Below are 19780 nucleotides of genomic sequence, written 5' to 3'. Positions count from 1 at the left end.
ATCCAGAAGGCACGGACAACGATCCGGCGGGATTGGCGCGAGGCTTGAAGTTACCCTTTCTTGCTGCGTTCCCATGGTCGGGATAATCTTGTTGTCATCGAGAATGGTTCTTATCCAGTACCGCATATACACAATGAAATACCTACCTTACGAATTGGCTATGCCCCAGCCACACCGGCGGCTCCAGGCGATTCAACACCCGCAAGGCGAAAAAAGCATGGACGTTTGGTCTCCCCTGACCTGGCGTGTTCCGACGCCGAATCGAGGAGCCTCCCGATGACAACGGCACGCCTGGCAAAAAGACCCTCATTCACGGATCAACAACCGCCAGCCAGCCGTCTCGGCACGAGTAGCGACGCACCAGCCCAGGGGGTTTATCAGCGCGCCGCGGATAAGAGTCGGATCGTTTCGGCGCTCACCCAGTTGCAGGCCCTCGCGGACAGCCATGAAAATGCGCCCGGAAATACTGGCGGAGGGGCCCACTCCGTGGTTCAGCGTGCGATCAAGGTCGGCGATAGGCCCATTCCACGTACCGTCAACATGACGAAGGAAATCACGGAATATCTGCAGAAAGAAGGGCTGGAAGCCGAATTCAAAAGACTCAACGACGACCGCAGTACGATCTATTCCTTCAACGACGACAACCACCTGCTCCAATACCTCAAGGCTGCCACCGGGCAACAGTCATCCAGCGGAATTCAAGCGCCGACCGAGAAAAAAATATCCTCCGCCAAACTCAAACAGGGGCATGAGTTTGCCCAGGACGTCCGCTTCGCCACGCTCTACCAACCAAGCAGTCAGCAGATTTCAGAAACGGCGCCGGGCGCTCACAACATCGACGAAAAGATGATGCCGCCTTCCGGAAAGGACCACTATTGGGCAAAGATGCCTGTAGGCTCGGGGAATTCCTATTTTCTCTATCAACATCAGTTCAATCCGCCGACGACAGACACGATCCCGCTGACCTTCGGCAATCCCGACGCGCCGTCATTGATCATGAACCAGGGCGGGCTGAATCTCGGCATGCACATCCAGCCCACGAAAAAGAAGAAATATAAGAAACCGATCAAACGATCGGAAGCGACCTATGGAGGCCTGCCAACGGTCCCAGGCCAAGTCAGGGGCCATGCATTCGCACTGGCACAAAACCAGATAAGTACCGACGATGACGAATCCACGATGGATACCGACCCTCGGACATACACGGCCGAAAGCGACTCCACCCAGAGTAACGGCGGAACATCGAGTTGGAGATATAACCAGATCGAGAACGCTGCGATCAAATCCGATCTTCCATTCACTCAGATCAACCATGACATCAGCGTTGGCGCCATGGGAATCGCTTACCCCAGCACCATCTTTTACCGTAGATCGACCCCCACGGGCTATGACGACCTGAGCACAGACAACACTGGCACCACCAACTACCGCGACACCAACAAGGTGCGTCCCAAGAATGTCGGACAACAGGCCTACCAGAGCACCATGGGCAGAACGGCTGCAAGGTACAACCCCTATCCCACACCCAGCATCCACAAGCCAGGCAAGGACTTCACCGATGCCAAGCGGCATGACTACCCGGGCTACATGAGCCCGCCGCCGACACCATTTCTCTCCGACGTCGAGGACACGGAAATGACGGTGAAGGGATCTCCGATTCCAGGCGCCAAAGTCAAACTCGGTGATGGCAAGACGGGGATAGTCACCAAGATAATCAAACGCTATCCCGACCAGGACAAGACGAAATGCCTCGTCAAAATCCCCACCGAAACGGACTTGCCGGATTTTGGCCTCTAAACGCCAGCAGCAACGGCCATCATTCATAGGATCGGCCATGCCCAGCGCGAGTCAGCCGCCCGAGCCGTTGCTCCCCCCTGGTCTTCATCCATGATGAAAAAACAACATGGACTCCCCTGCTCTTCTGGCTTGACCGGTACCGGCACTCTCATCCTGTGGGGACTGTGACCTCGCCAGTGTCTGCCGCCCCCTGACTCGCAACGTCCGATGCGCATCTTCCACCTACGCCCCGCCTTGCAATTGCGGCCCTTCATCGACCGCTTCTGGGGTTGGCAATCGCCGGAGTTTCCTGCGTCGGCACGGAATCCGGGCCAGGCGTCCATTCCCCTGCCCCTGCTGCTACCGGGCACCGGTGCCGAGATTTATTTCCACCGGGAAGCCCCCTTCCAAGCCCTGGCCTCCGCAGCGGCAAATGGGGAGGCCCGCAATGCCCGGGAGGAAATCCCGCCCCCGGCTCAGGCCTTGCCCGACGCCCACCTGCTGGCCCTGCGCCGCCGCGTCCTGCACCTGCTGCCGGCGCCCCGGGTCGATTTCATCGCCGTGCGCTTTCGCGCCGGCATGATCCACCGCTTCACCCCCATCCCCGGCGCCGAACTGGCCGATGCGCCGCTGACGCCCCGGGACCTCTGGGGGCCGGCCGGCGCGGTGCTGGCGGCGCGGCTCGCCGAGACCCCTTCCCTGCCCGCCCGGGCCGCCCTGCTGCACGCCTTCCTGGGCGCCCGGCTGCGCCCCGAGGCCCCCGACGCCCTGGCCGAAGCCGCCGTGGACCGGCTCTACCGCCAGTCTCCGGCCGGGGCGCCATGGGCTGGCGATGCGGCTGGAAGAAACGGGAAGTCCGCGATAGACGTGACCCCGGATGGAGACATGGCCGACGCCGGCATCGACCGCCTGGCCGCTAGCCTGGGCCTGGGGCGGCGCCAGCTGGAGCGGCGCGTCGGCGCCCTAACCGGCCTCGCCCCGGTGGCCTGGAAGCGTCTGGTGCGGCTGCAAAAGACCGCCCGCCGCTTGGCCCTGGCACCCGACGCCTCCCTCACCGATACGGCCCTGGCCCTGGGCTACTACGACCAGGCCCACTGCATCCGCGACTTCCGCGCCCTGGCCCGCCTGACGCCGGGCCAGTACCGGGCGCTGCTGGCCGGGAGGACGCATTTCTACAATCCGCCCGGCTCGTCGGCGGGCATCCTGACAACTCCTTCCCCCACCTCACGCTAAGGAGCCCCCATGTTGCTGCTCGCCGAACTGACCGCCCGCCCCGACAGCGATGCCGCCGTCGAAGCCATCCTGCGCGACCTGGTGCGCAGCACCGCCCAGGAGCCGGGCAACCGGACCTACGCGGTGCACCGCCGCCGCGACGTGCCCCACGGCTTCATCGTCTACGAGCTGTACCGGGACGACGCGGCCTGTTCCGCCCACCTGGCCTCGCCGCCGCTCCAGGCGGCCCTGGCCCGCTTCGAGACCCTGCTCGCCGTTCCGCCCCGGCTCGTCCAGGGCGACCTGCTGGCCGCCGCCGGGCTGGCCGACTGATCCGCCCGTGCGCGCTGTCGGCGCCGCCACAACGCAAAAGCGCCGGGGAAATCCCCGGCGCTTTTGCTTGGTGCGTGCCGCCAGGCCGGGGTGCTTGTCAGGCCAGCAAGAGGGCCAACTCGGCGGCCGCATCGCGCAGCACCGGCAGGATGTGCGCCTCCATTTCCGCCACCGACACCCGGGCCGCCTGGAGGCCCACGTTGATGGCCGCCACCACCTTGCCGTCCGGCGCGGCGATCGGCACGGCGATGGAGCGCAGGCCGAGTTCCAGTTCCTGGTCGATGACGGCGTAGCCCTGGGCCCGCACCCGAGCCAGCTCGGCACGCAGGGCCTCCACGGTCATCAGGGTGTGGGCGGTGTACTGGATCAGCTTGGCCCGGCCCAGGCAGGCTTCGCGCTCGTCCTCGGGCAGGTGGGCGAGCAGTACCCGGCCCATGGAGGTATAGACCGCCGGCAGGCGGCTGCCGATGTCCAGGTCGATGGTCATGATCCGGGAGGTGGACGCCCGGGCGATGTAGAGGATCTCGTCCCCGTCCAGGATGGCGATGGAGCTGGACTCATGCAGCCGGTTGCTGACGTCGCGCAGCACCGGCTGGGCCGCCTTGGCCAGGGGGGTAGAGGCCAAGTAGGCATGGCCCAGGGACAGGATGCGCGGGCGCAGGGCGAAGTTGCGCCCGTCCTCGGCGCTGACGAAGCCGAGCTTGGCCAGGGTGTACAGGCAGCGGCGCACGGCAGCCCGAGGAATGCCGGTCTTCTGGCTGATCTGGGAGATCGACATCTGCCGCCGCTGCGGCGAGAAGGCCTCGATCACTGCCAGCCCCCGGGCCAGGGACGCCATGAAGTTGGGATCGCCGGCCTGGGCCGAGATGTCGTCGGCCGGCGTGGCGGCAGCCTCGTCGCCGGCGGCGTCGGGCAGGTCGTCGGAGGCGGGGGGAGTGTTGTGCATGGGGCTCGGTTCCAGTAGCTCGCGCGGCCGCCCGGGTTTCGGCGCCGGAAGCCGGCGGGCGCCCGGAGCAGCCATCAAGCGATCAGCATAACCAACTATCCGAATATCGCACAAGCCAACGATTATCGCGCACGCCCGCGCAGTGCCGTGCACCTCCCTTCCCCCTGATTCCAGGCTCCAAAGCCCATGGCCCATGGTGCAGTGCATCGATTTCGTTAGTTCGATAATCGAACAATATTTCGATTATCGCCGTTGACGCTGCCGCATTCGCCCTCCTAGACTTTGTGCGAAATACGAATCTACGTGCGGTTATCGCACAAAAGATCGTCGCACGTTCGTCCTTCATCACCCATAGGAGGTCTCCCCGCAGGGGAGAACCAGCAAGCGAGACCATGATCGACAAGATCGTTTCATCCCTGGATGCGGCCGTGGCCGGCATCCATGACGGCGCCACCGTCATGATCGGCGGCTTCGGTACGGCCGGGATGCCGAACCACCTGATCGACGCCCTGATCGCCCAGGGCGCCCGCGACCTGACCATCGTCAACAACAACGCCGGCAACGGCGAAACCGGCCTGGCCGCCCTGCTCAAGGCCAAGCGGGTGAAAAAGATCATCTGCTCCTTCCCCCGCCAGGCCGATTCCCAGGTGTTCGACGCCCTCTACCAAGCCGGCGAGATCGAGCTGGAACTGGTGCCCCAGGGCAACCTGGCGGCCCGCATCCAGGCCGCCGGCGCCGGCCTGGGCGCCATCTTCACCCCCACCGGCTACGGCACCCTGCTCGCCGAGGGCAAGGAAACCCGCCGCATCGGCGAGCGCAACTACGTGCTGGAGTACCCGATCCGCGCCGACTTCGCCCTGATCAAGGCCCACCGCGGCGACCGCTGGGGCAACCTGGTGTACCGCAAGGCGGCCCGCAACTTCGGCCCGATCATGGCCACCGCGGCGGCCTGCACCATCGCCCAGGTCGACGAACTGGCCGAGCTGGGCGACCTGGACCCGGAAGGCGTGATCACCCCGGGCATCTTCGTCCAGCGCGTAGTGGCCACCGCCACCGCCGCCTGCTGACCCGGAGCCACGCCATGAATCGACTCAACCGCAACGAAATGGCCGCCCGGGTGGCCCGCGACATTCCCGAAGGGGCCTACGTCAACCTGGGCATCGGCCTGCCCACCAAGGTGGCCAACTACCTGCCCGCCGACCGGGACATCTTCCTGCACAGCGAGAACGGCCTGCTCGGCATGGGGCCGGCCCCGGCCCCCGGCCAGGAAGACCCGGAGCTGATCAACGCCGGCAAGGAGCCGGTGACCCTGCTTCGGGGCGGCTGCTTTTTCCACCACGGCGACTCCTTCGCCATGATGCGCGGCGGCCACCTGGACATCTGCGTCCTCGGCGCCTTCCAGGTCTCGGCCATGGGCGACCTGGCCAACTGGCACACCGGCGCTCCGGACGCCATCCCCGCCGTGGGCGGAGCCATGGACCTGGCCATCGGCGCCAAGCAGGTGTTCGTGATGATGGAACTGCTGACCAAGACCGGGCAGAGCAAGCTGGTCGAGCACTGCACCTACCCCCTCACCGGCATCGGCTGCGTCAACCGCCTGTACACCGACGTGGCGGTGATCGACATCACCCGCGACGGGCTGCTGGTGCGCGAGCGGGTGGACGGCCTGAGCTTCGCCGACCTGCAGGCCCTGGTGCCCGTGCCCCTGGTGGATGCCGGCGCCTGACCCTTCCCCACCCCGCCCCCAGAGAACAACGACAAGGAGACCTATGGAAAACGCCTACATCTGTGCCGCCCTGCGCACGCCCTTCGGCAAGTACGGCGGCGCCCTGGCCGGCCTGCGCGCCGACGACCTGGCGGCCCTGCCGATCCGCGCCCTGATGGAACGCCACCCCGGCGTGGACTGGAGCGCCGTGGACGACTTGATCTACGGCTGTGCCAACCAGGCCGGCGAGGACAACCGCAACGTGGCACGCATGGCCGCCCTGCTGGCCGGCCTGCCGGTGGAAGTGCCGGGCACCACCCTCAACCGCCTGTGCGGCTCCAGCCTCGATGCCGTCGCCACCGCCGCCCGCGCCATCAAGAGCGGCGAGGCCGACCTGCTCATCGCCGGCGGGGTAGAAAGCATGTCCCGCGCCCCCTTCGTCATGGGCAAGGCCGACCAGGCCTATTCGCGCAGCATGAAGATCGAGGACACCACCATCGGCTGGCGCTTCGTCAATCCGGAGATGAAGGCCCGCCACGGTGTTGACTCCATGCCCGAGACGGCGGAAAACGTCGCCGCCGACTTCGCCATCGCCCGGGCCGACCAGGACGCTTTCGCCCTACGCAGCCAGCAGCGCGCCGCCGCCGCCCAGGCCGAAGGCCGCCTGGCCGCGGAGATCGTGCCGGTGCTGATCCCGCAGAAGAAGGGCAAGCCCCTGCGCGTCGAGCACGACGAGCACCTGCGCCCCGGCACCACCCTGGAATCCCTGTCCAAGCTCAAGGGCGTGGTACGCCCCGACGGCACAGTCACCGCCGGCAACGCCTCGGGGGTGAACGACGGCGCCTGCGCCCTGCTGCTGGCCTCGCCAGCCGGCGTCGCCCGCCACGGCCTGACGCCCCGGGCCCGGGTGGTGGCGGCCGCCGCCGCCGGGGTGGCGCCGCGCATCATGGGCTTCGGCCCGGCCCCGGCTATGCGCAAGGTGCTGGCCAAGGCCGGCCTGAGCCTGGACCAGATGGACGTGATCGAGCTCAACGAAGCCTTCGCCGCCCAGGCCCTGGCCGTTACCCGGGACCACGGGCTGGCCGACGACGATCCCCGGGTCAATCCCAACGGCGGCGCCATCGCCCTGGGCCATCCCCTGGGCGCCAGCGGCGCCCGCCTGGTGACCACCGCCCTGCACGAACTGGAACGCCGCAACGGCCGCTACGCCCTGTGCACCATGTGCATCGGCGTGGGCCAGGGCCTGGCCCTGATCATCGAAAGGGTCTGACCGCCAGCGATCGAACACGCACCGTTTTTTTCAGCCAAGCACCCATCAGAGGTGACGCATTTCCCGGCGCCGGGAGCCAATTCCCGGCCGTGGAATCACACCCCTAGGGTTGGATAGTTAAAAGTAAATTGGAGACTGTATGAACAAGCTGGCCTCGTTTTTCACCGAGCTGATGCGCAAGTACCTGCCCGACCCCTTCGTCTTCGCCATCGGCCTCACCCTGCTCACCGCGGTGATGGCCATGACCATCGAGGGCCAGGGCCTGGAAGCCCTCACCGTCGCCTGGGGCAAGGGCTTCTGGAGCCTGCTCGCCTTCACCACCCAGATGGCGGTGATCCTGGCCATGGGCTATGTGCTGGCCACCGCTCCGCTCACCGACCGCCTGCTCAACCGCATCGTCGGCAAGGTGCACAACCCGCGCACCGCCATCATCGTCGCCACCCTGGTGGGGGGCATCGGCAGCTACCTGAACTGGGGCTTCGGCCTGGTCATCGGCGGCATCGTCGCCAAGAAGCTGGCCCTCAAGGTCAAGGGCGTGCATTACCCCCTGATCATCGCCTCGGCCTACAGCGGCTTCACCCTGTACGGCCTGGGCCTGTCCGCCAGCATCCCGGTGCTGATCTCCACCGCCGGCCACCCGATGGAAAAGCAGATGGGCCTGATCCCCCTCAGCCAGACCATCTTCACCCTGCCCATGCTGCTCACCAGCCTGGCCGTGATCGTCACCCTGCCCCTGCTCAACGCCTGGCTGCACCCCAAGGCCGGCGACGCCGTGGTGGAGGTCAATCCGGACATCGACAAGGCCCAGGAAAGCCATGAGGGCAGCGGCGACGGCCTGCTGGCCGAGAACACCCTGGCGAGCAAGCTCAACAACAGCCGCCTGCTCAGCCTCTTGATCGGCCTGTTCGGCCTGGGCTACATCGGCCTGCACTTCAGCAAGGGCGGCAACCTGGACCTGAACATGATCAACTTCACGATCCTGTTCGTCGGCATCCTGCTGCTGGGCACCCCCGCCGCCTACATGGCGCGCCTCAACGAGGGGGTCAAGACCATCTCCGGCATCATCCTGCAATTCCCCTTCTACGCCGGCATCATGGCAATCATGGCCGGCTCCGGGCTGGTCACCACCATCTCCCAGGTGTTCGTGGACATCTCCACCCCCCAGAGCCTGCCCTTCTGGGGCCTGATCAGCTCGTTCCTGATCAACTTCTTCGCCCCCTCCGGCGGCGGCCACTGGATGCTTCAGGGCCCGTTCATGATCGACGCCGCCAAGGAGATCGGCAGTTCCCTCAACCAGACCGCCATGTCGGTGATGCTGGGCAACGCCTGGAACGACCTGGTGCAGCCCTTCTGGATTCTGCCGGCCCTGGCCCTGTCCAAGCTCAAGCTGCGCGACATCATGGGTTACACCGTGATCATGATGCTGTGGGTGGGCGCCATCTACATCGTCGCCGTGCTCGCCTGGGGTTTCCTCGGCCACTGATGCGCTACCCGGCGCCGGCTACGGCCGGCGCCCGTGTTTTTCCCTTCCCCGATTTCCTGTCTGCCGCCGCCCCCGCCGGGGTGTAAAGTCCCCGGCCCGGGCCCCGGCGCCCTTCCCTCCCCGAAAGGACCTCCCATGCTGTACATGGTGCACATGCAAGTGAATCTGCCGACCGACATGGACCCAGCCGAAGCCGCCCGGATCAAGGCCGAGGAAAAGGCCTACTCCCAGTCCCTGCAACGCGACGGCCGCTGGGCCCACATCTGGCGCGTGGTCGGCGAATACGCCAACGTCAGCATCTTCGACGTGGCCAGCAACGACGAGCTGCACGACCTGCTCTCAGCCCTGCCCCTGTTCCCCTACATGGAGATCAAGGTCACCCCCCTGGCCCGCCACCCCTCGGCCATCTGACCTGCTGCCGGAGACGTCCGCCATGCCCTACATCATCGAAACCTGGGACAAGCCGGGCCACGCCCAGGTGCGCCAGCAGCACCGCCCGGCCCACCTGGAGTTCCTCGACCGCCACAAGCACCTGCTGCTGTCCTGTGGTGCCAAGCTCAACGACGACGGCAGCGATGCCGGCGGCGGCCTGTACGTGGTCGATGTGGACAGCCGGGAAGCGGCGGAACGGCTGATTGCCGCCGACCCCTTCTCGGCGGCGGACCTGTTCGCCCGGGTGACCATCACCCGCTGGCGCAAGGCCTACGTCGACGGCCGTTGCTACCTCTGACCCGCCAAGGAATTCCATGCCCTACGCAGACCTCGGCGCAACGCGCCTCTACTACGTGGAGGACGGCCCGGCCGACGCCCCCGCCCTCGTCCTGTCCAATTCCCTGGGCACCAACGCCGACATGTGGGCGCCCCAGCTGCCGGCCCTGGCCGAACGCTTCCGGGTGGTGCGCTACGACACCCGGGGCCACGGCAAGTCGTCGATCCCCGCCGGCGAGTACAGCTTCGCCCAGTTGGCCGACGACGTGGCCGGCCTGCTCGACCACCTGAAGATCGAACGGGCCCACTTCTGCGGCCTGTCCATGGGCGGCCCCACCGGCATGCAACTGGCCCTGGCCCACCCGCAGCGGGTGAACAAGCTGGTGCTGTGCAACACCGCCGCCCGCATCGGCTCCGCCGACGGCTGGGCGACCCGCATCGCCGCCGTGGGCGAAAACGGCCTGGACGCCATGGCCCCGGCCCTGGTGGAACGCTGGCTCACCGCCGATTTCCGCGCCCGGGCGCCAGTGCAGACCCGCCAGCTGGTGGACATGCTGCGCCGTACCCCGGAAGCCGGCTACAACGGCAACTGCGCCGCCCTGCGCGACGCCGACCTGCGCGACCAGGTGGGCCGCATCGCCGCCCCCACCCTGGTCATCGCCGGCACCCACGACCTGGCGGCCACGCCGCAGCAAGGCCAGGAACTGGCAGCCTCCATCTCCGGCGCCCGCTATGTGGAACTGGACGCGTCCCACATCTCCAACTGGGAGCAGGCCGAGGCCTTCACCCAAGCCCTGGTGGATTTCCTCGCCGCCTGAGCCTCTAAGGTTCCCCCGGCAACGACAACGGCCTCCCTCGGGAGGCCGTTGTCGTTACGGTTAAGGGATTAAATGGCGCGGTGAAGCGCGCTTGCACGGCCGCGCCCGTCGCTCGCCGGAGGCTGCCCCTTCAGCACCGGCCCTGCCCTTCCCCATCGACGCTCCACGGTCCGGGGCCGTAGGCCACCACGTAGAGCAGGCCGCCGACCATGGCGATGTTCTTCATGAAGTGGATCATCTGGTTCTGGGCTATGTCGGCAGGCACCGCCCAGAAGTTATGGAAGAAGAACGCCGCCGCCAGGGAAAACAGGGCGATGGCTGCCGCGGCCCAGCGGGTCTTCCAGCCGATGATCAACAGTACCCCGCCCCCCAGTTCCACCGCCGCCGCCAGGGCGGTGGCCACCTCGGGCAGGGGCAGGCCCTTGCTGGCGATGTAACCCACCGTGCCCGCGAACCCGGCGATCTTGCCGTAGCCGGACCAGACGAAGATCAGGGCCAGCAGTATCCGCCCCACCACGGGCAACCCACGGCAGCAACACGCATTCATGATGAACATCCTTTCCTGTCCGGGCCACGCTGGCCCATAGGCATAGACAAAAAAACCGCGCCGGAGTGCGGCAAGGCGCTCCGGCGCGGCATGGCCAGCGGCGACAGCATGGCTGGGCGGATCAGCCCCGGGCCAGGCGCAACCAGTCGGCGTGGTTGGCATCCTCGCCGCGCACGCAGGCGAAGTAGCGCCGTTGTAGCTCCCGGGCCACCGGCCCCGGCGTGCCGGCGCCGATGCGCCGGGCGTCCACTTCCACCACCGGGGTGATCTCGGCGGCGGTACCGGTGAGAAACACCTCGTCGGCGCAGTACAGCTCGTCCCGGGTGATGCGCTTGGGGGTCACGGTCAGGCCCATTTCCCGGGCCAGCACGTGCACCGTGCGACGGGTCACTCCGTCCAGGGCGGCGGTGGTTTCCGGCTCGTAGAGCTGGCCGTCGCGCACCATGAAGACGTTCTCCCCCGACCCTTCGGCGATGAAGCCGTCGGTGTCGAGCAGCAAGGCTTCGTCGTAGCCGTCGCGGCGCGCCTCGCGTACCGCCAGGATGGAGTTGCTGTAGGTGGAGATGGCCTTGGCCCGGCACATCTGCACGTTGGGGTGGTGGCGGGCGTAGCTGGAGACGCGCACCTTGATGCCCCGCTCCAGGGCGCCCTCGCCCAGGTAGGCGCCCCAGGGCCAGGCGGCCACCATGACGTGGGTGGAGGCGCCGGCCGGGTCCACCCCGGCCTTTTCGGCGCCGAGAAACACCAGGGGGCGGATGTAGGCCGATTCCAGGTTGTTGCGCGCCACCGCCTGGCAGCAGATATCGGCCAGGGCCTCGCTGTCCCAGGGCAGGTCCAGGGCCAGGATGTGGGCCGAATCCTTGAGCCGGCGCAGGTGTTCGGGCAGGCGGAACAGGGCCGGGCCCTTGGGGGTGGCGTAGGCGCGGATGCCTTCGAAGCAGCCGTAGCCGTAATGCAGAGTGTGGGTGAGCACGTGCACCTTGGCGTCGCGCCAAGGCAGCCATTGGCCGTCGAACCAGATCAGGCCGTCGCGGTTTTCCATGGACATGATGTCCTCCTCAATCGCAGCGTTCGCAATGTCGCAATGTCGAAAGCGCCGGAGGGGCCGCAAGGCACAGGCGCCACGCGGACCGGCCCCGGCAGACAAAAGGGGGCGGAGGCCCGCCAGAGGTGGCGGCGGGCGCACGCATCCGAGCGTGGGTGGAACGGGCGGGGGCGGCGCGCACCCGAGAGGCCCGGTGGGGCCAGGTGGCAAGCCGCAGGAGGCGGTGCACACAGCATGGAAGCGCCGGGGCCGGCGCTCAAACGAATCCGCAGAGGGTGAGGTGAAAATAATTCATCCGAACCGATCGGATGAACCGGACCAGGGTAGCCGGCCAACAGCGCAGGCGTCGCCGAGGGGCAAGCATGCGCACGATATTCCCCCTCCCCTCGGTAAGCGCCATCGACTCACCGCTTCGCCCCCCAATCCAGCTGGCACAAAAACCGTCGTGAACATCGGCCATGGCGCCAGTTCCGCCGCCCGATCCTCAACAGGGTAAAAAACATGAAAAACGACACGGCCTCGATCATGACGGACGATGTCGCATCGCCTTGAGCGGGTGCCTATTCCTCACTCTTTGCCCCAAGGCAGTGTCAATTTCGTCAGCTTGGCGTCAATAAAAACAAATAATTCATATAAAACAATACATTGCAAAGACAAAAAATCTAAATATGAGTCGAAATCGTTCCCAATACTGTTTTTTCGTCATTTTTGAATAATCGAACGCCATGACCTAAGGTGGAATCTGGCGATTCGGCAGTCCCAACCGGGGAGAGCGGTCATGGAACGCGGCACGGCATCGGCATATTCATGGGTACGTCCGGGCACGCCCCGGTTTTTCTTCCATCTCGCCGCCTGGCTCATCGCCGCGGCCAGCCTTTTTTCCGGCGAAGCCCAGGCGCTTCCCCTGTTCGCCCGCCAGACCGGGCAGAACTGCGTGGCCTGCCATGCCGGCGGCCAGTTTCCCGCCCTCACCCCCTATGGCCGCATCTTCAAGCTCACCGGCTACACCATCGGGGTGCGCAATCCGATCCCGTTGTCGGTGATGATCCAGGCGGGCATGACCAAGGTGGCCAACAAGACCAACGGCTCCCTGGTCGACCCCAACGGCAGCGGCGGCAACGGCGCCATGCCGAACGACAACTACCCCCGGGACGGCCTGTTCACGGTTTCCCAGGCCAGCCTCTTCGCCGGCGGCAAGATCACCGACAACCTGGGCCTGTTCGCCCAGTGGACCCTCGACCCCTATTCCCAGCAGAACGGCCAGGGCAAATGGGTCAGCCACACCGCCTCCGACCAGTTCGACCTGCGCTACGCCGACCGCCTCATCAACCCGGGGCGCGACCTGATCGTCGGCGTCAGCCTGAACAACAACATCGGCACCACCGACGTGTGGAACACCTTCAACAACCCGTTCCAGATGGTGCCCTCCCCCATCGGCCCCGCCTCCTTGCAGGCCAACGTGTTCACCGGCCCCCAGTACTCGCCGATGCTGACCCAGGGCAACCTGAACGCCGGCCTCAACGCCTATGCCTTCTGGAACAACACGGTGTACGCCGAGGTGGGCCTCTACCGCAACGCCAACGGCATCTACTCGATCATGAGCCAGGGGGTGAGCAGCGACAACACCACCACCCTCAAGGGTTACAACCCCTACTGGCGGCTGGCCCTGAACCACGACTGGGGCGCCAATAGCGCCATGATCGGGCTGCACGGCCTGAACGCCCGGGTCTATTCCGACCCGACCAACGCCAGCTCGCCCCTGATCCGCAACGACGACGTGGGCATCGACGGCCAGTTCCAGCACATCCTGGACCCCCACACCTTTTCGGCCCAGTTCTCCTACACCCGGGAGCGGCAGCGCTACGACGACGCCCTGTGGAACCCCAACAACCCGGCCTACACCGGGAGCTACGCCAACTCGTCGAACACCATCGACCTGCTCAAGCTCAACGCCACCTACATCTACCTGGCCAAGTACGGCGCCAGCCTGTCCTACGTGAGCTCCCAGGGGTCGAAGGACGCCATCCTTTACGCCGCCAACCCGATCACCGGCTCGGCCAACAACCGGCCCGGCACCCGGGTGTGGATTCCCGAGGTCTTCTGGACCCCCATCCAGTACGTGCGCATCGGCTTCCAGTACTACAAGTACACCCAGTTCATGGGCGGCAGCACCGCCTACGACGGCGTTTCCAGCCGCAGCGCCAAGGACAACGACCTGACCTTCCTCTACCTCTGGGCGGCCTACTGAGCGCACCGACCCGCAGACACGCAGCCTCCAGCCTCATTACCCGCCGGCCCCCACGCCGGATAAAACCCCCAGACGCCAGGAGCCCCGCCATGAACGCCCGTCCCGCCCTCGCCACCGCCGCCCTCCTGCTGGCTGCGGGGGGCTGCGTCAATCTCGAACGCTCCCGCGATCTGGGGAATCCGGACGTCCCGGCCGCCACCCTGGCGGCCCAGGTCTGCTCCAACTGCCACGGGCTGGACGGCAACGCCCCCTCGCCCAACTTCCCCAGCCTGGCCGGCCAGCAAAAGGATTACCTGGAAGCCCAGTTGCGCCAGTTCCGCGGCCACAATCGCCTCGATCCGGCCGGTTTCGAATACATGTGGGGCCTGAGCCGCAAGCTCACCGACGCCCAGATCGCCGGGCTGGCCGACTATTTCGCCGCCCAGCGCCCCCGCTCGCCCGGTCCGGCGGCCCCGGCCCTGGCCGAGGCGGGCCGGCGCATCTTCAAGGACGGCCTGCCGGACGGCAACATCCCGGCCTGCGCCACCTGCCACGGCGAGCACGGCGAAGGCAACGCCACCTTCCCGCGCCTGGCCTACCAGCACGCCGACTACCTCTACAAGCAACTGGTGGTGTTCCAACGCACCGACGAGCGCCCCGAGGGCAGCGTCATGAAGACCATCGCCCACGGCCTGAGCGGCGCCGACATGCGGGCGGTGGCCGCCTACCTGCAAGCCTTCCCCGACTAGCCGCGCCGGGGCGCAAGCCCCGTTCTGCCGGCGGCCGCCCAGGCCGCCCAGGCCTCAAACCGCCCCGGCCGCCCTGGCCATGGGGCGGCTTACGCCAGCCCCAGCCTGGCGCGGAACGCCTCCGGCATGTGCGCGATCTTGCGCGGGCCGTAATCGAAGAAGATCACCCCGGTCTTGCCCCGGGCCACTTCCCGGCCGCTGGCCCGGTCGCTCATGCGCCACACCAAGTCGAAGCCGTACTTGTGCGCATCGGTGGCGCCCATCTCCACCACCATGGTCTCGCCATGGAACGCCTCGGACTTGTACTGCACCGCCGCGTCGGCCACCACGGTGCCCACGCCTTCCACGTCCAGCTCGGAATAGCCCAGGTGCTTGTAGAAGCGCACCCGGGCCTCGGACACCAGGGTGAGCAGCAGGCCGTTGTCCAGGTGGCCGCCGTAGTTGATGTGGCCGATGTAGAGGGGCAGCTCGGTGGAAAAGAGGTAGTGCTCGGGAAGGGTGATTTCGATGCGCGCCATGATCGGATGCAATCAAATAGAAGTCAGATTAAAGTCAAAATTGAAAAACCCGGCGATGATACAAAAAAACCGACCCGCCGGTAAATGAATTCGCACCGTATTGGTGCATTTATTTTTACAGCGTAAAAACAGCGCGGCAGATATTGCCGCCACCTGCGGCAATATCCTTTTGTATTTGTAAAAATCAAAAATAAACAGCGATCTACACAAAAACAAAACAAGGAAAATATTGCCACGCAGAAGCGCCGAAACGGTATCAAAATTGATACAAAATGCCAATATAATCAATGGAAAAACAACGATCTACAAACAGGGACGACTCCACCCGATTTCCTTAACATTTGATTACAGCCATTTGCAAAACGGTAACTCCAGTTATTTTCTTTCAGGCCGAAATATTGCCTAGGCAATCCCCTGGAGGCAGGGGAATCCTGACGCAGAGCCGCCAAGGTTTTTTCTGTCTCGCTCCGTCTCGAATTGCCGCCCCGGAAACGGGGGAGGATTTATCACCCAAGTCAGTCCCATGACAAAAGAAGGAGTACCAAAATGAGCATTTCCGGCGTCGATACCAGCTCGCTTTACACCAGCCAAGTGGCCTCGACCAGCAGCGTCAGCGCTGCCGGCTCCAGCCCCGCCTCGTCCACCCAGGAAACGGAAGGGCATCACCATCACCGCGGCGGTGGCGGCGGCGAGTTCATGAACGCGGTGCAGCAGGCCTTCAGCCAGCTGGGCATTTCCCTGCCCGGCGGTCCGGGCGGCGCTGGGCAAGGGGCCCCCGGGTCCCAGGGCGGCCAAGGCGGCGACGGCGATGGGGACGACGGCGCCAATTCCGCCAGCGCCGCATCCGGCAACCAGTCCGTGGGCCAGGACATGCACAAGCTGATGCACGACCTGTTCACCGCCCTGCACCAGTCCCAGGGGAGCGGCAGCTCTTCCGGCGGCGACGGCGACAGCGACAATGGCGGCAGCTCCGGCAGCAATTCCGCCTCCGGCGTGCATTCCGGCTATGCCAACTTCGCCAGCGGGCTGCAAAGCCTGATCTCGCAACTGGGCAGCAGCGGCAGCACTTCCGGCAACAGCGCCATTTCCGCCCTGCAAAGCGACTTCCAGAACCTGATGAACGCCACCCAGGGGCAATCGTCCTCGGGCAGCGCGTCGAGCAGCGCTTCGGCCGCCAGCCAGCCGGACCTGCAATCCTTCCTCCAGGCCTTGCAGCAGAACCTGCAAAACCACGGTTCCTCCGCGGCTGCCGCCGTGGGCGGCCTGGTCAGCACCACCAGCTGATCCGGCAGCGCTCCGGCGTACAAACGTTGCAACGCCAACCCCGCCCTCGGGCGGGGTTTCTTCATTCCGGCCGAACTTCGGTGCCGGCGCCGGCGCCATCGTTCCGCGCCGAGCGCACCAGCCAGCGGATGAAATCCATGGCGCCGCGCCGTTCCTCGATATTGGGCGGGGCGACCACGTAGAAGCTGCGGTCCGGGCAATCCTGGGGAAAAGGCCGCACCAGCCGGCCTTCGGCCAGGTAGGGGGCGGCCAGGGTATCCACCATCAGGGCCACGCCATGCCCGGCCACAGCGGCTTCGAGCATGAGCAGGGCGTCCTCGTAGCGCGGCCCCTCGGCGGGCTCCGGGTGGGTCACTCCGGCGGCGGCGAACCAGCGCTGCCAGGAAAGCAGCGGGTGGCGCAGCAGCCGGGCCCGGTCCAGGTCCGCCGGGGTTTTCAGCCCCGCCGCCAGGGCCGGGCTGCACACGGGGAAGAGCCGTTCCTCGAACAGCTTCCAGGCCAGCAGGCCAGGCCATTCCTCCTCGCCGTAGCGCAGCCCCAGGTCGGCCTCGCCGGCCAATAGCGGCGCCAGGCTGGTGGCGGTGCCCAAGCTGAATTCGGTGTCCGGGTGGGTTTCCTGGTACTCGGCCACCCGGGCCACCAGCCACTTGCTGCCCAGGGCCGGGGCCACGGAAATGCGCAACCGGGAGCGGGCCGGGGCGCGCAGGGCGGCGCTGGCTTCGTCCAGGCGCAGCAGGGCCTCCCGGGCCACCGCCAGGTAGCGCTGGCCGGCAGCGGTGAGGGCGATGGCGCGGTGGCGGCGCTCGAACAGGGGCTGGCCCAGGTGGTCTTCGAGCAGGCGGATGCGGTGGCTGACCGCCGATGGCGTCAGGCTCAGGGCCTCGGCCGCGGCCTGGAAGCTGCCCAGGCGGGCGGCGGCCTCGAAGGCCGGCAGGGTGTGGAGCGGCGGCAGGTCGCGCATGGCGGTCGGGAAGGGAATCCAGCCTGCATTGTCGCCTGCCGGGCCGTCGGGTTGCCAGCGCTCGCCGCGGCAAGGAGGGCTGTGTTGCGCAATTCCGGTCAAGATTTAAGCTGCCGCGTCCCCCATAGTGCGAGCCGCGAACCGGGAAACACCATGAACGACACCAGACTCAGAACCTACGCCGCGCGCTTCGACAAGGTGCTGGCCTACATCGAGGCCCACCTCCAGGAGCCGTTGCCGGTGGAGCGCCTGAGCCGGGTGGCGAACTTTTCCCGCTTCCACTTCCATCGGCAATTCGCCGATTACCTCGGCACCAGCGTGGCGCGGTACATCCTGCTGTTGCGGCTGCGGCGCGCCTCGTACCTGCTCGCCTTCGACCGCAAGACCAAGATCATCGACATCGCCCTGGAGGCCGGCTTTGAAAACCCGGAATCCTTTTCCCGCGCCTTCCGCCACACCTTCGGCCTGTCGCCCTCCGCCTTCCGGCGGCGCCAGGACTGGGAAAGCTGGCACGAGCGCTACCGGTTCCGGCTCCCTGAAAGGAATATCGCCGTGCAGGTCGAAATCGTCACGTTTGCCACCACCCAGATCGCCATGCTGGAGCACCGGGGTCCCGCCGAAACGGTGAACGACTCGGTGGGCCGCTTCATCGAATGGCGCCAGCAGACCGGGCTGTCGCCCAAGGCGAGCAGCCACACCTTCGGCATCGCCTACGACAACCCGGACACCACCGAGCCTGCCCTGTTCCGCTTCGGCATCGCCGGCGAAGTGGCTGCCGCCGTGCCGCCCAACCCCCAGGGCGTGGTGACTCAGCGCATTCCTGGCGGCCGTTGCGCCCGGGTGCGCCACCTGGGTTCCCACACCCGCATCGGCGAGAGCATCTACCCGCTCTACCGCAACTGGCTGCCCGGCAGCGGCGAGGAGCTGCGGGATTTCCCCCTGTTCTTCCACTACCTCAACCTGCTGCCGGAAACGCAGGAAAACGAACTGGTGACGGATATTTATCTGCCGCTGAAGTAGGCGGGGGAATTCGGTGGAGGCCGGCGCTCGACCAGCCCCAGGCAGGCCCGGGGACTGGGACGTGGCTGCCGAGCGCCAGGCGCACCGCCCCAAGTTGGGATGGCGGTGTCCAACGTTACCGGCAAGCGCCCTTCCCCATCGAGCAAACCGGCACGGGCCGGCCAGGATTGCAGCGCATCCCGGCCGGCCCGTTTTCATTCGGTCATTCGGTCATTCGGTCATTCCAGCCTCGGCCCCGCTCCCCTGCCCCACCAGCCAATCGGCGAAGGCGTCCACTTCGGGCCGCTGGCTGTGGCGGCCGCGCAGCAGGTAGAAGCCCCGCTCCCCCGGGGTGGGCCGGGGCGGCAGCAGGGCTTGCAGGCGGCCGTCGGCCAGGGCGTCGGCGATCAGGGGCAGGCGGCCCAGGGCCACACCCTGGCCGGCCTGGGCGGCGTAGAGGCACTGGTCGTAGTGGTTGAACTGCAACAGGCCCCGGGCGGCGGAGGGCGCGCCGCCCAGTTCGCCCTGCCAGCCGTCCCAGCGCAGCCAGGGATGGTCCCGCCCGTCCTCGAAGGCGAGCAGGGTGAGGTGGGGCAGGTTGGCGGCGGACAGCCGGGGGCCGTCCGGCAGGGCGACGGCCACGGCCGGGCTGGCCACCGGCGCCAGCCGCTCGCCGAACAGGCGCCGGCTGCCGGCGGGGGCGGCCCCCGGCGTGGTGTAGCGCAGGGCCACGTCCACATCCTCCGCCTCCAGATCCACGTTGCGGTTGTCGGCGGAAACCCGCACCCCGACCTCCGGATACCGGGCCTGGAAGGCTGACAGGCGCGGCACCAGCCACAGGGCGGCGACGCCGATGGAGGCGGACACGGTGACCTTGGGCCGGCGCCGGCTGGCGGCCAGGTCGGCCACCGCCGCGCCGAGGCGATCCAGCGCGTCGCTGGCGCAGCGGAACAGGCGCTCCCCTTCCGGCGTCAGGTGCAGGGCCCGGGTGCTGCGCTGGAACAGGGCCACGCCCAACTGCGCCTCCAGGGTCTGCACCTGGCGGCTCACCGCCGACTGGGACAGGCACAACTCCTCCGCCGCCCGAGTGAAGGACAGATGGCGGGCGGCGGCGACGAAGCCCTTGAGAGGGTCCAGGGAGGGCAGTTGGCGCAGCGGATAGGGCAGGCTCATGGCGGCTTGATTTCTGCGTTTTACGC

The 19780-nt window shown here is 66.7% G+C and carries 20 protein-coding genes; 14 read left to right on the top strand and 6 right to left on the bottom strand.

The window, feature by feature from the left end; genetic code table 11:
- The first annotated feature begins 276 nt into the window (after positions 1-276).
- The 3 genes from LWW89_RS15040 to LWW89_RS15030 all read left to right on the top strand — a co-directional run bounded on the left by LWW89_RS15040 (position 277) and on the right by LWW89_RS15030 (position 3321).
- Entirely contained in the window at positions 277-1797 is a 1521-nt protein-coding gene (locus LWW89_RS15040; protein ID WP_293265603.1) for a hypothetical protein, read from the top strand.
- Between the two features lie 207 nt (positions 1798-2004).
- Positions 2005-3009 carry a helix-turn-helix domain-containing protein gene (locus LWW89_RS15035; protein ID WP_293265601.1) on the top strand — a complete coding sequence of 335 codons (1005 nt, stop codon included), beginning with the start codon at positions 2005-2007 and terminating at the stop codon, positions 3007-3009.
- Between the two features lie 9 nt (positions 3010-3018).
- On the top strand, positions 3019-3321 hold the full coding sequence (locus LWW89_RS15030; RefSeq protein WP_293265599.1) for a putative quinol monooxygenase: 303 nt from the start codon (positions 3019-3021) through the stop codon (positions 3319-3321).
- 97 nt (positions 3322-3418) lie between these two features.
- Here LWW89_RS15030 and LWW89_RS15025 read toward each other — a convergent pair whose 3' ends face one another.
- Positions 3419-4267: an IclR family transcriptional regulator C-terminal domain-containing protein gene (locus tag LWW89_RS15025; protein ID WP_293265597.1), complete on the bottom strand. Its 849-nt coding sequence runs from the start codon at positions 4265-4267 to the stop codon at positions 3419-3421.
- Between the two features lie 392 nt (positions 4268-4659).
- Here LWW89_RS15025 and LWW89_RS15020 point away from each other — a divergent pair, with 392 nt between their 5' ends.
- From LWW89_RS15020 to pcaD, 7 genes are all read left to right on the top strand, one after another.
- Entirely contained in the window at positions 4660-5334 is a 675-nt protein-coding gene (locus LWW89_RS15020; RefSeq protein WP_293265595.1) for a 3-oxoacid CoA-transferase subunit A, read from the top strand.
- Between the two features lie 14 nt (positions 5335-5348).
- A complete protein-coding gene (locus LWW89_RS15015) occupies positions 5349-5993 on the top strand; it encodes a 3-oxoacid CoA-transferase subunit B (protein ID WP_293265593.1) in 645 nt (214 codons plus the stop codon).
- 43 nt (positions 5994-6036) lie between these two features.
- Positions 6037-7242, top strand: a complete 1206-nt coding sequence (gene pcaF / locus LWW89_RS15010) for a 3-oxoadipyl-CoA thiolase (RefSeq protein ID WP_293265591.1) — start codon at positions 6037-6039, stop codon at positions 7240-7242.
- Between the two features lie 139 nt (positions 7243-7381).
- Positions 7382-8725, top strand: coding sequence for a TIGR00366 family protein (locus LWW89_RS15005; RefSeq protein WP_293265589.1), 1344 nt, complete (start codon positions 7382-7384; stop codon positions 8723-8725).
- A 135-nt stretch (positions 8726-8860) separates the two neighbouring features.
- Positions 8861-9136, top strand: coding sequence for a muconolactone Delta-isomerase (catC, locus tag LWW89_RS15000; RefSeq protein ID WP_293265587.1), 276 nt, complete (start codon positions 8861-8863; stop codon positions 9134-9136).
- A gap of 22 nt (positions 9137-9158) precedes the next feature.
- Complete coding sequence (locus tag LWW89_RS14995; RefSeq protein WP_054622476.1) at positions 9159-9455, top strand: YciI family protein; 297 nt, start codon at positions 9159-9161, stop codon at positions 9453-9455.
- Positions 9456-9471: 16 nt separating this feature from the next.
- A complete protein-coding gene (gene pcaD, locus LWW89_RS14990; protein WP_293265582.1) occupies positions 9472-10251 on the top strand; it encodes a 3-oxoadipate enol-lactonase in 780 nt (259 codons plus the stop codon).
- Positions 10252-10381: 130 nt separating this feature from the next.
- On the opposite strand, the gene LWW89_RS14985 is transcribed toward pcaD, so the two are convergent.
- Together LWW89_RS14985 and LWW89_RS14980 are read right to left on the bottom strand one after the other, a co-directional pair.
- Positions 10382-10798, bottom strand: coding sequence for a DoxX family protein (locus tag LWW89_RS14985; protein WP_293265580.1), 417 nt, complete (start codon positions 10796-10798; stop codon positions 10382-10384).
- 121 nt (positions 10799-10919) lie between these two features.
- Positions 10920-11846, bottom strand: coding sequence for a branched-chain amino acid transaminase (locus LWW89_RS14980; RefSeq protein WP_293265578.1), 927 nt, complete (start codon positions 11844-11846; stop codon positions 10920-10922).
- 775 nt (positions 11847-12621) lie between these two features.
- Here LWW89_RS14980 and LWW89_RS14975 point away from each other — a divergent pair.
- Complete coding sequence (locus LWW89_RS14975; RefSeq protein ID WP_293265576.1) at positions 12622-14091, top strand: hypothetical protein; 1470 nt, start codon at positions 12622-12624, stop codon at positions 14089-14091.
- An 89-nt stretch (positions 14092-14180) separates the two neighbouring features.
- Positions 14181-14819: a c-type cytochrome gene (locus LWW89_RS14970; RefSeq protein ID WP_293265574.1), complete on the top strand. Its 639-nt coding sequence runs from the start codon at positions 14181-14183 to the stop codon at positions 14817-14819.
- 89 nt (positions 14820-14908) lie between these two features.
- On the opposite strand, the gene LWW89_RS14965 is transcribed toward LWW89_RS14970, so the two are convergent.
- A complete protein-coding gene (locus tag LWW89_RS14965) occupies positions 14909-15337 on the bottom strand; it encodes a thioesterase family protein (protein ID WP_293265572.1) in 429 nt (142 codons plus the stop codon).
- Positions 15338-15883: 546 nt separating this feature from the next.
- Here LWW89_RS14965 and LWW89_RS14960 point away from each other — a divergent pair.
- Complete coding sequence (locus LWW89_RS14960) at positions 15884-16621, top strand: hypothetical protein (protein ID WP_293265570.1); 738 nt, start codon at positions 15884-15886, stop codon at positions 16619-16621.
- A gap of 61 nt (positions 16622-16682) precedes the next feature.
- Here LWW89_RS14960 and LWW89_RS14955 read toward each other — a convergent pair whose 3' ends face one another.
- Entirely contained in the window at positions 16683-17582 is a 900-nt protein-coding gene (locus tag LWW89_RS14955) for a LysR substrate-binding domain-containing protein (RefSeq protein WP_293265568.1), read from the bottom strand.
- A 153-nt stretch (positions 17583-17735) separates the two neighbouring features.
- On the opposite strand from LWW89_RS14955, the gene LWW89_RS14950 reads away from it, so the two are divergent.
- Positions 17736-18602, top strand: coding sequence for an AraC family transcriptional regulator (locus LWW89_RS14950; RefSeq protein ID WP_293265566.1), 867 nt, complete (start codon positions 17736-17738; stop codon positions 18600-18602).
- 210 nt (positions 18603-18812) lie between these two features.
- Here the strand turns inward: LWW89_RS14950 and LWW89_RS14945 are convergent, their stop codons facing one another.
- Positions 18813-19754: a LysR substrate-binding domain-containing protein gene (locus LWW89_RS14945; RefSeq protein WP_293265564.1), complete on the bottom strand. Its 942-nt coding sequence runs from the start codon at positions 19752-19754 to the stop codon at positions 18813-18815.
- Positions 19755-19780: the final 26 nt, after the last annotated feature.

Origin of the sequence: Oryzomicrobium sp. (assembly GCF_021287045.1) — a bacterium.
Lineage (GTDB): Bacteria > Pseudomonadota > Gammaproteobacteria > Burkholderiales > Rhodocyclaceae > Oryzomicrobium.
Note: the sequence above shows the minus strand (reverse complement) of the source record. Positions and strands in the feature narration are given on the sequence as shown.

Excerpts from the sequence above, each read along its gene's own strand:
- LWW89_RS15040 (WP_293265603.1), top strand. The coding sequence starts at position 277 with ATGACAACGGCACGCCTGGCAAAAAGACCCTCATTCACGGATCAACAA.
- LWW89_RS15035 (WP_293265601.1), top strand. The coding sequence starts at position 2,005 with ATGCGCATCTTCCACCTACGCCCCGCCTTGCAATTGCGGCCCTTCATC.
- LWW89_RS15030 (WP_293265599.1), top strand. The coding sequence starts at position 3,019 with ATGTTGCTGCTCGCCGAACTGACCGCCCGCCCCGACAGCGATGCCGCC.
- LWW89_RS15025 (WP_293265597.1), bottom strand. The coding sequence starts at position 4,267 with ATGCACAACACTCCCCCCGCCTCCGACGACCTGCCCGACGCCGCCGGC.
- LWW89_RS15020 (WP_293265595.1), top strand. The coding sequence starts at position 4,660 with ATGATCGACAAGATCGTTTCATCCCTGGATGCGGCCGTGGCCGGCATC.
- LWW89_RS15015 (WP_293265593.1), top strand. The coding sequence starts at position 5,349 with ATGAATCGACTCAACCGCAACGAAATGGCCGCCCGGGTGGCCCGCGAC.
- pcaF (WP_293265591.1), top strand. The coding sequence starts at position 6,037 with ATGGAAAACGCCTACATCTGTGCCGCCCTGCGCACGCCCTTCGGCAAG.
- LWW89_RS15005 (WP_293265589.1), top strand. The coding sequence starts at position 7,382 with ATGAACAAGCTGGCCTCGTTTTTCACCGAGCTGATGCGCAAGTACCTG.
- catC (WP_293265587.1), top strand. The coding sequence starts at position 8,861 with ATGCTGTACATGGTGCACATGCAAGTGAATCTGCCGACCGACATGGAC.
- LWW89_RS14995 (WP_054622476.1), top strand. The coding sequence starts at position 9,159 with ATGCCCTACATCATCGAAACCTGGGACAAGCCGGGCCACGCCCAGGTG.
- pcaD (WP_293265582.1), top strand. The coding sequence starts at position 9,472 with ATGCCCTACGCAGACCTCGGCGCAACGCGCCTCTACTACGTGGAGGAC.
- LWW89_RS14985 (WP_293265580.1), bottom strand. The coding sequence starts at position 10,798 with ATGAATGCGTGTTGCTGCCGTGGGTTGCCCGTGGTGGGGCGGATACTG.
- LWW89_RS14980 (WP_293265578.1), bottom strand. The coding sequence starts at position 11,846 with ATGTCCATGGAAAACCGCGACGGCCTGATCTGGTTCGACGGCCAATGG.
- LWW89_RS14975 (WP_293265576.1), top strand. The coding sequence starts at position 12,622 with ATGGAACGCGGCACGGCATCGGCATATTCATGGGTACGTCCGGGCACG.
- LWW89_RS14970 (WP_293265574.1), top strand. The coding sequence starts at position 14,181 with ATGAACGCCCGTCCCGCCCTCGCCACCGCCGCCCTCCTGCTGGCTGCG.
- LWW89_RS14965 (WP_293265572.1), bottom strand. The coding sequence starts at position 15,337 with ATGGCGCGCATCGAAATCACCCTTCCCGAGCACTACCTCTTTTCCACC.
- LWW89_RS14960 (WP_293265570.1), top strand. The coding sequence starts at position 15,884 with ATGAGCATTTCCGGCGTCGATACCAGCTCGCTTTACACCAGCCAAGTG.
- LWW89_RS14955 (WP_293265568.1), bottom strand. The coding sequence starts at position 17,582 with ATGCGCGACCTGCCGCCGCTCCACACCCTGCCGGCCTTCGAGGCCGCC.
- LWW89_RS14950 (WP_293265566.1), top strand. The coding sequence starts at position 17,736 with ATGAACGACACCAGACTCAGAACCTACGCCGCGCGCTTCGACAAGGTG.
- LWW89_RS14945 (WP_293265564.1), bottom strand. The coding sequence starts at position 19,754 with ATGAGCCTGCCCTATCCGCTGCGCCAACTGCCCTCCCTGGACCCTCTC.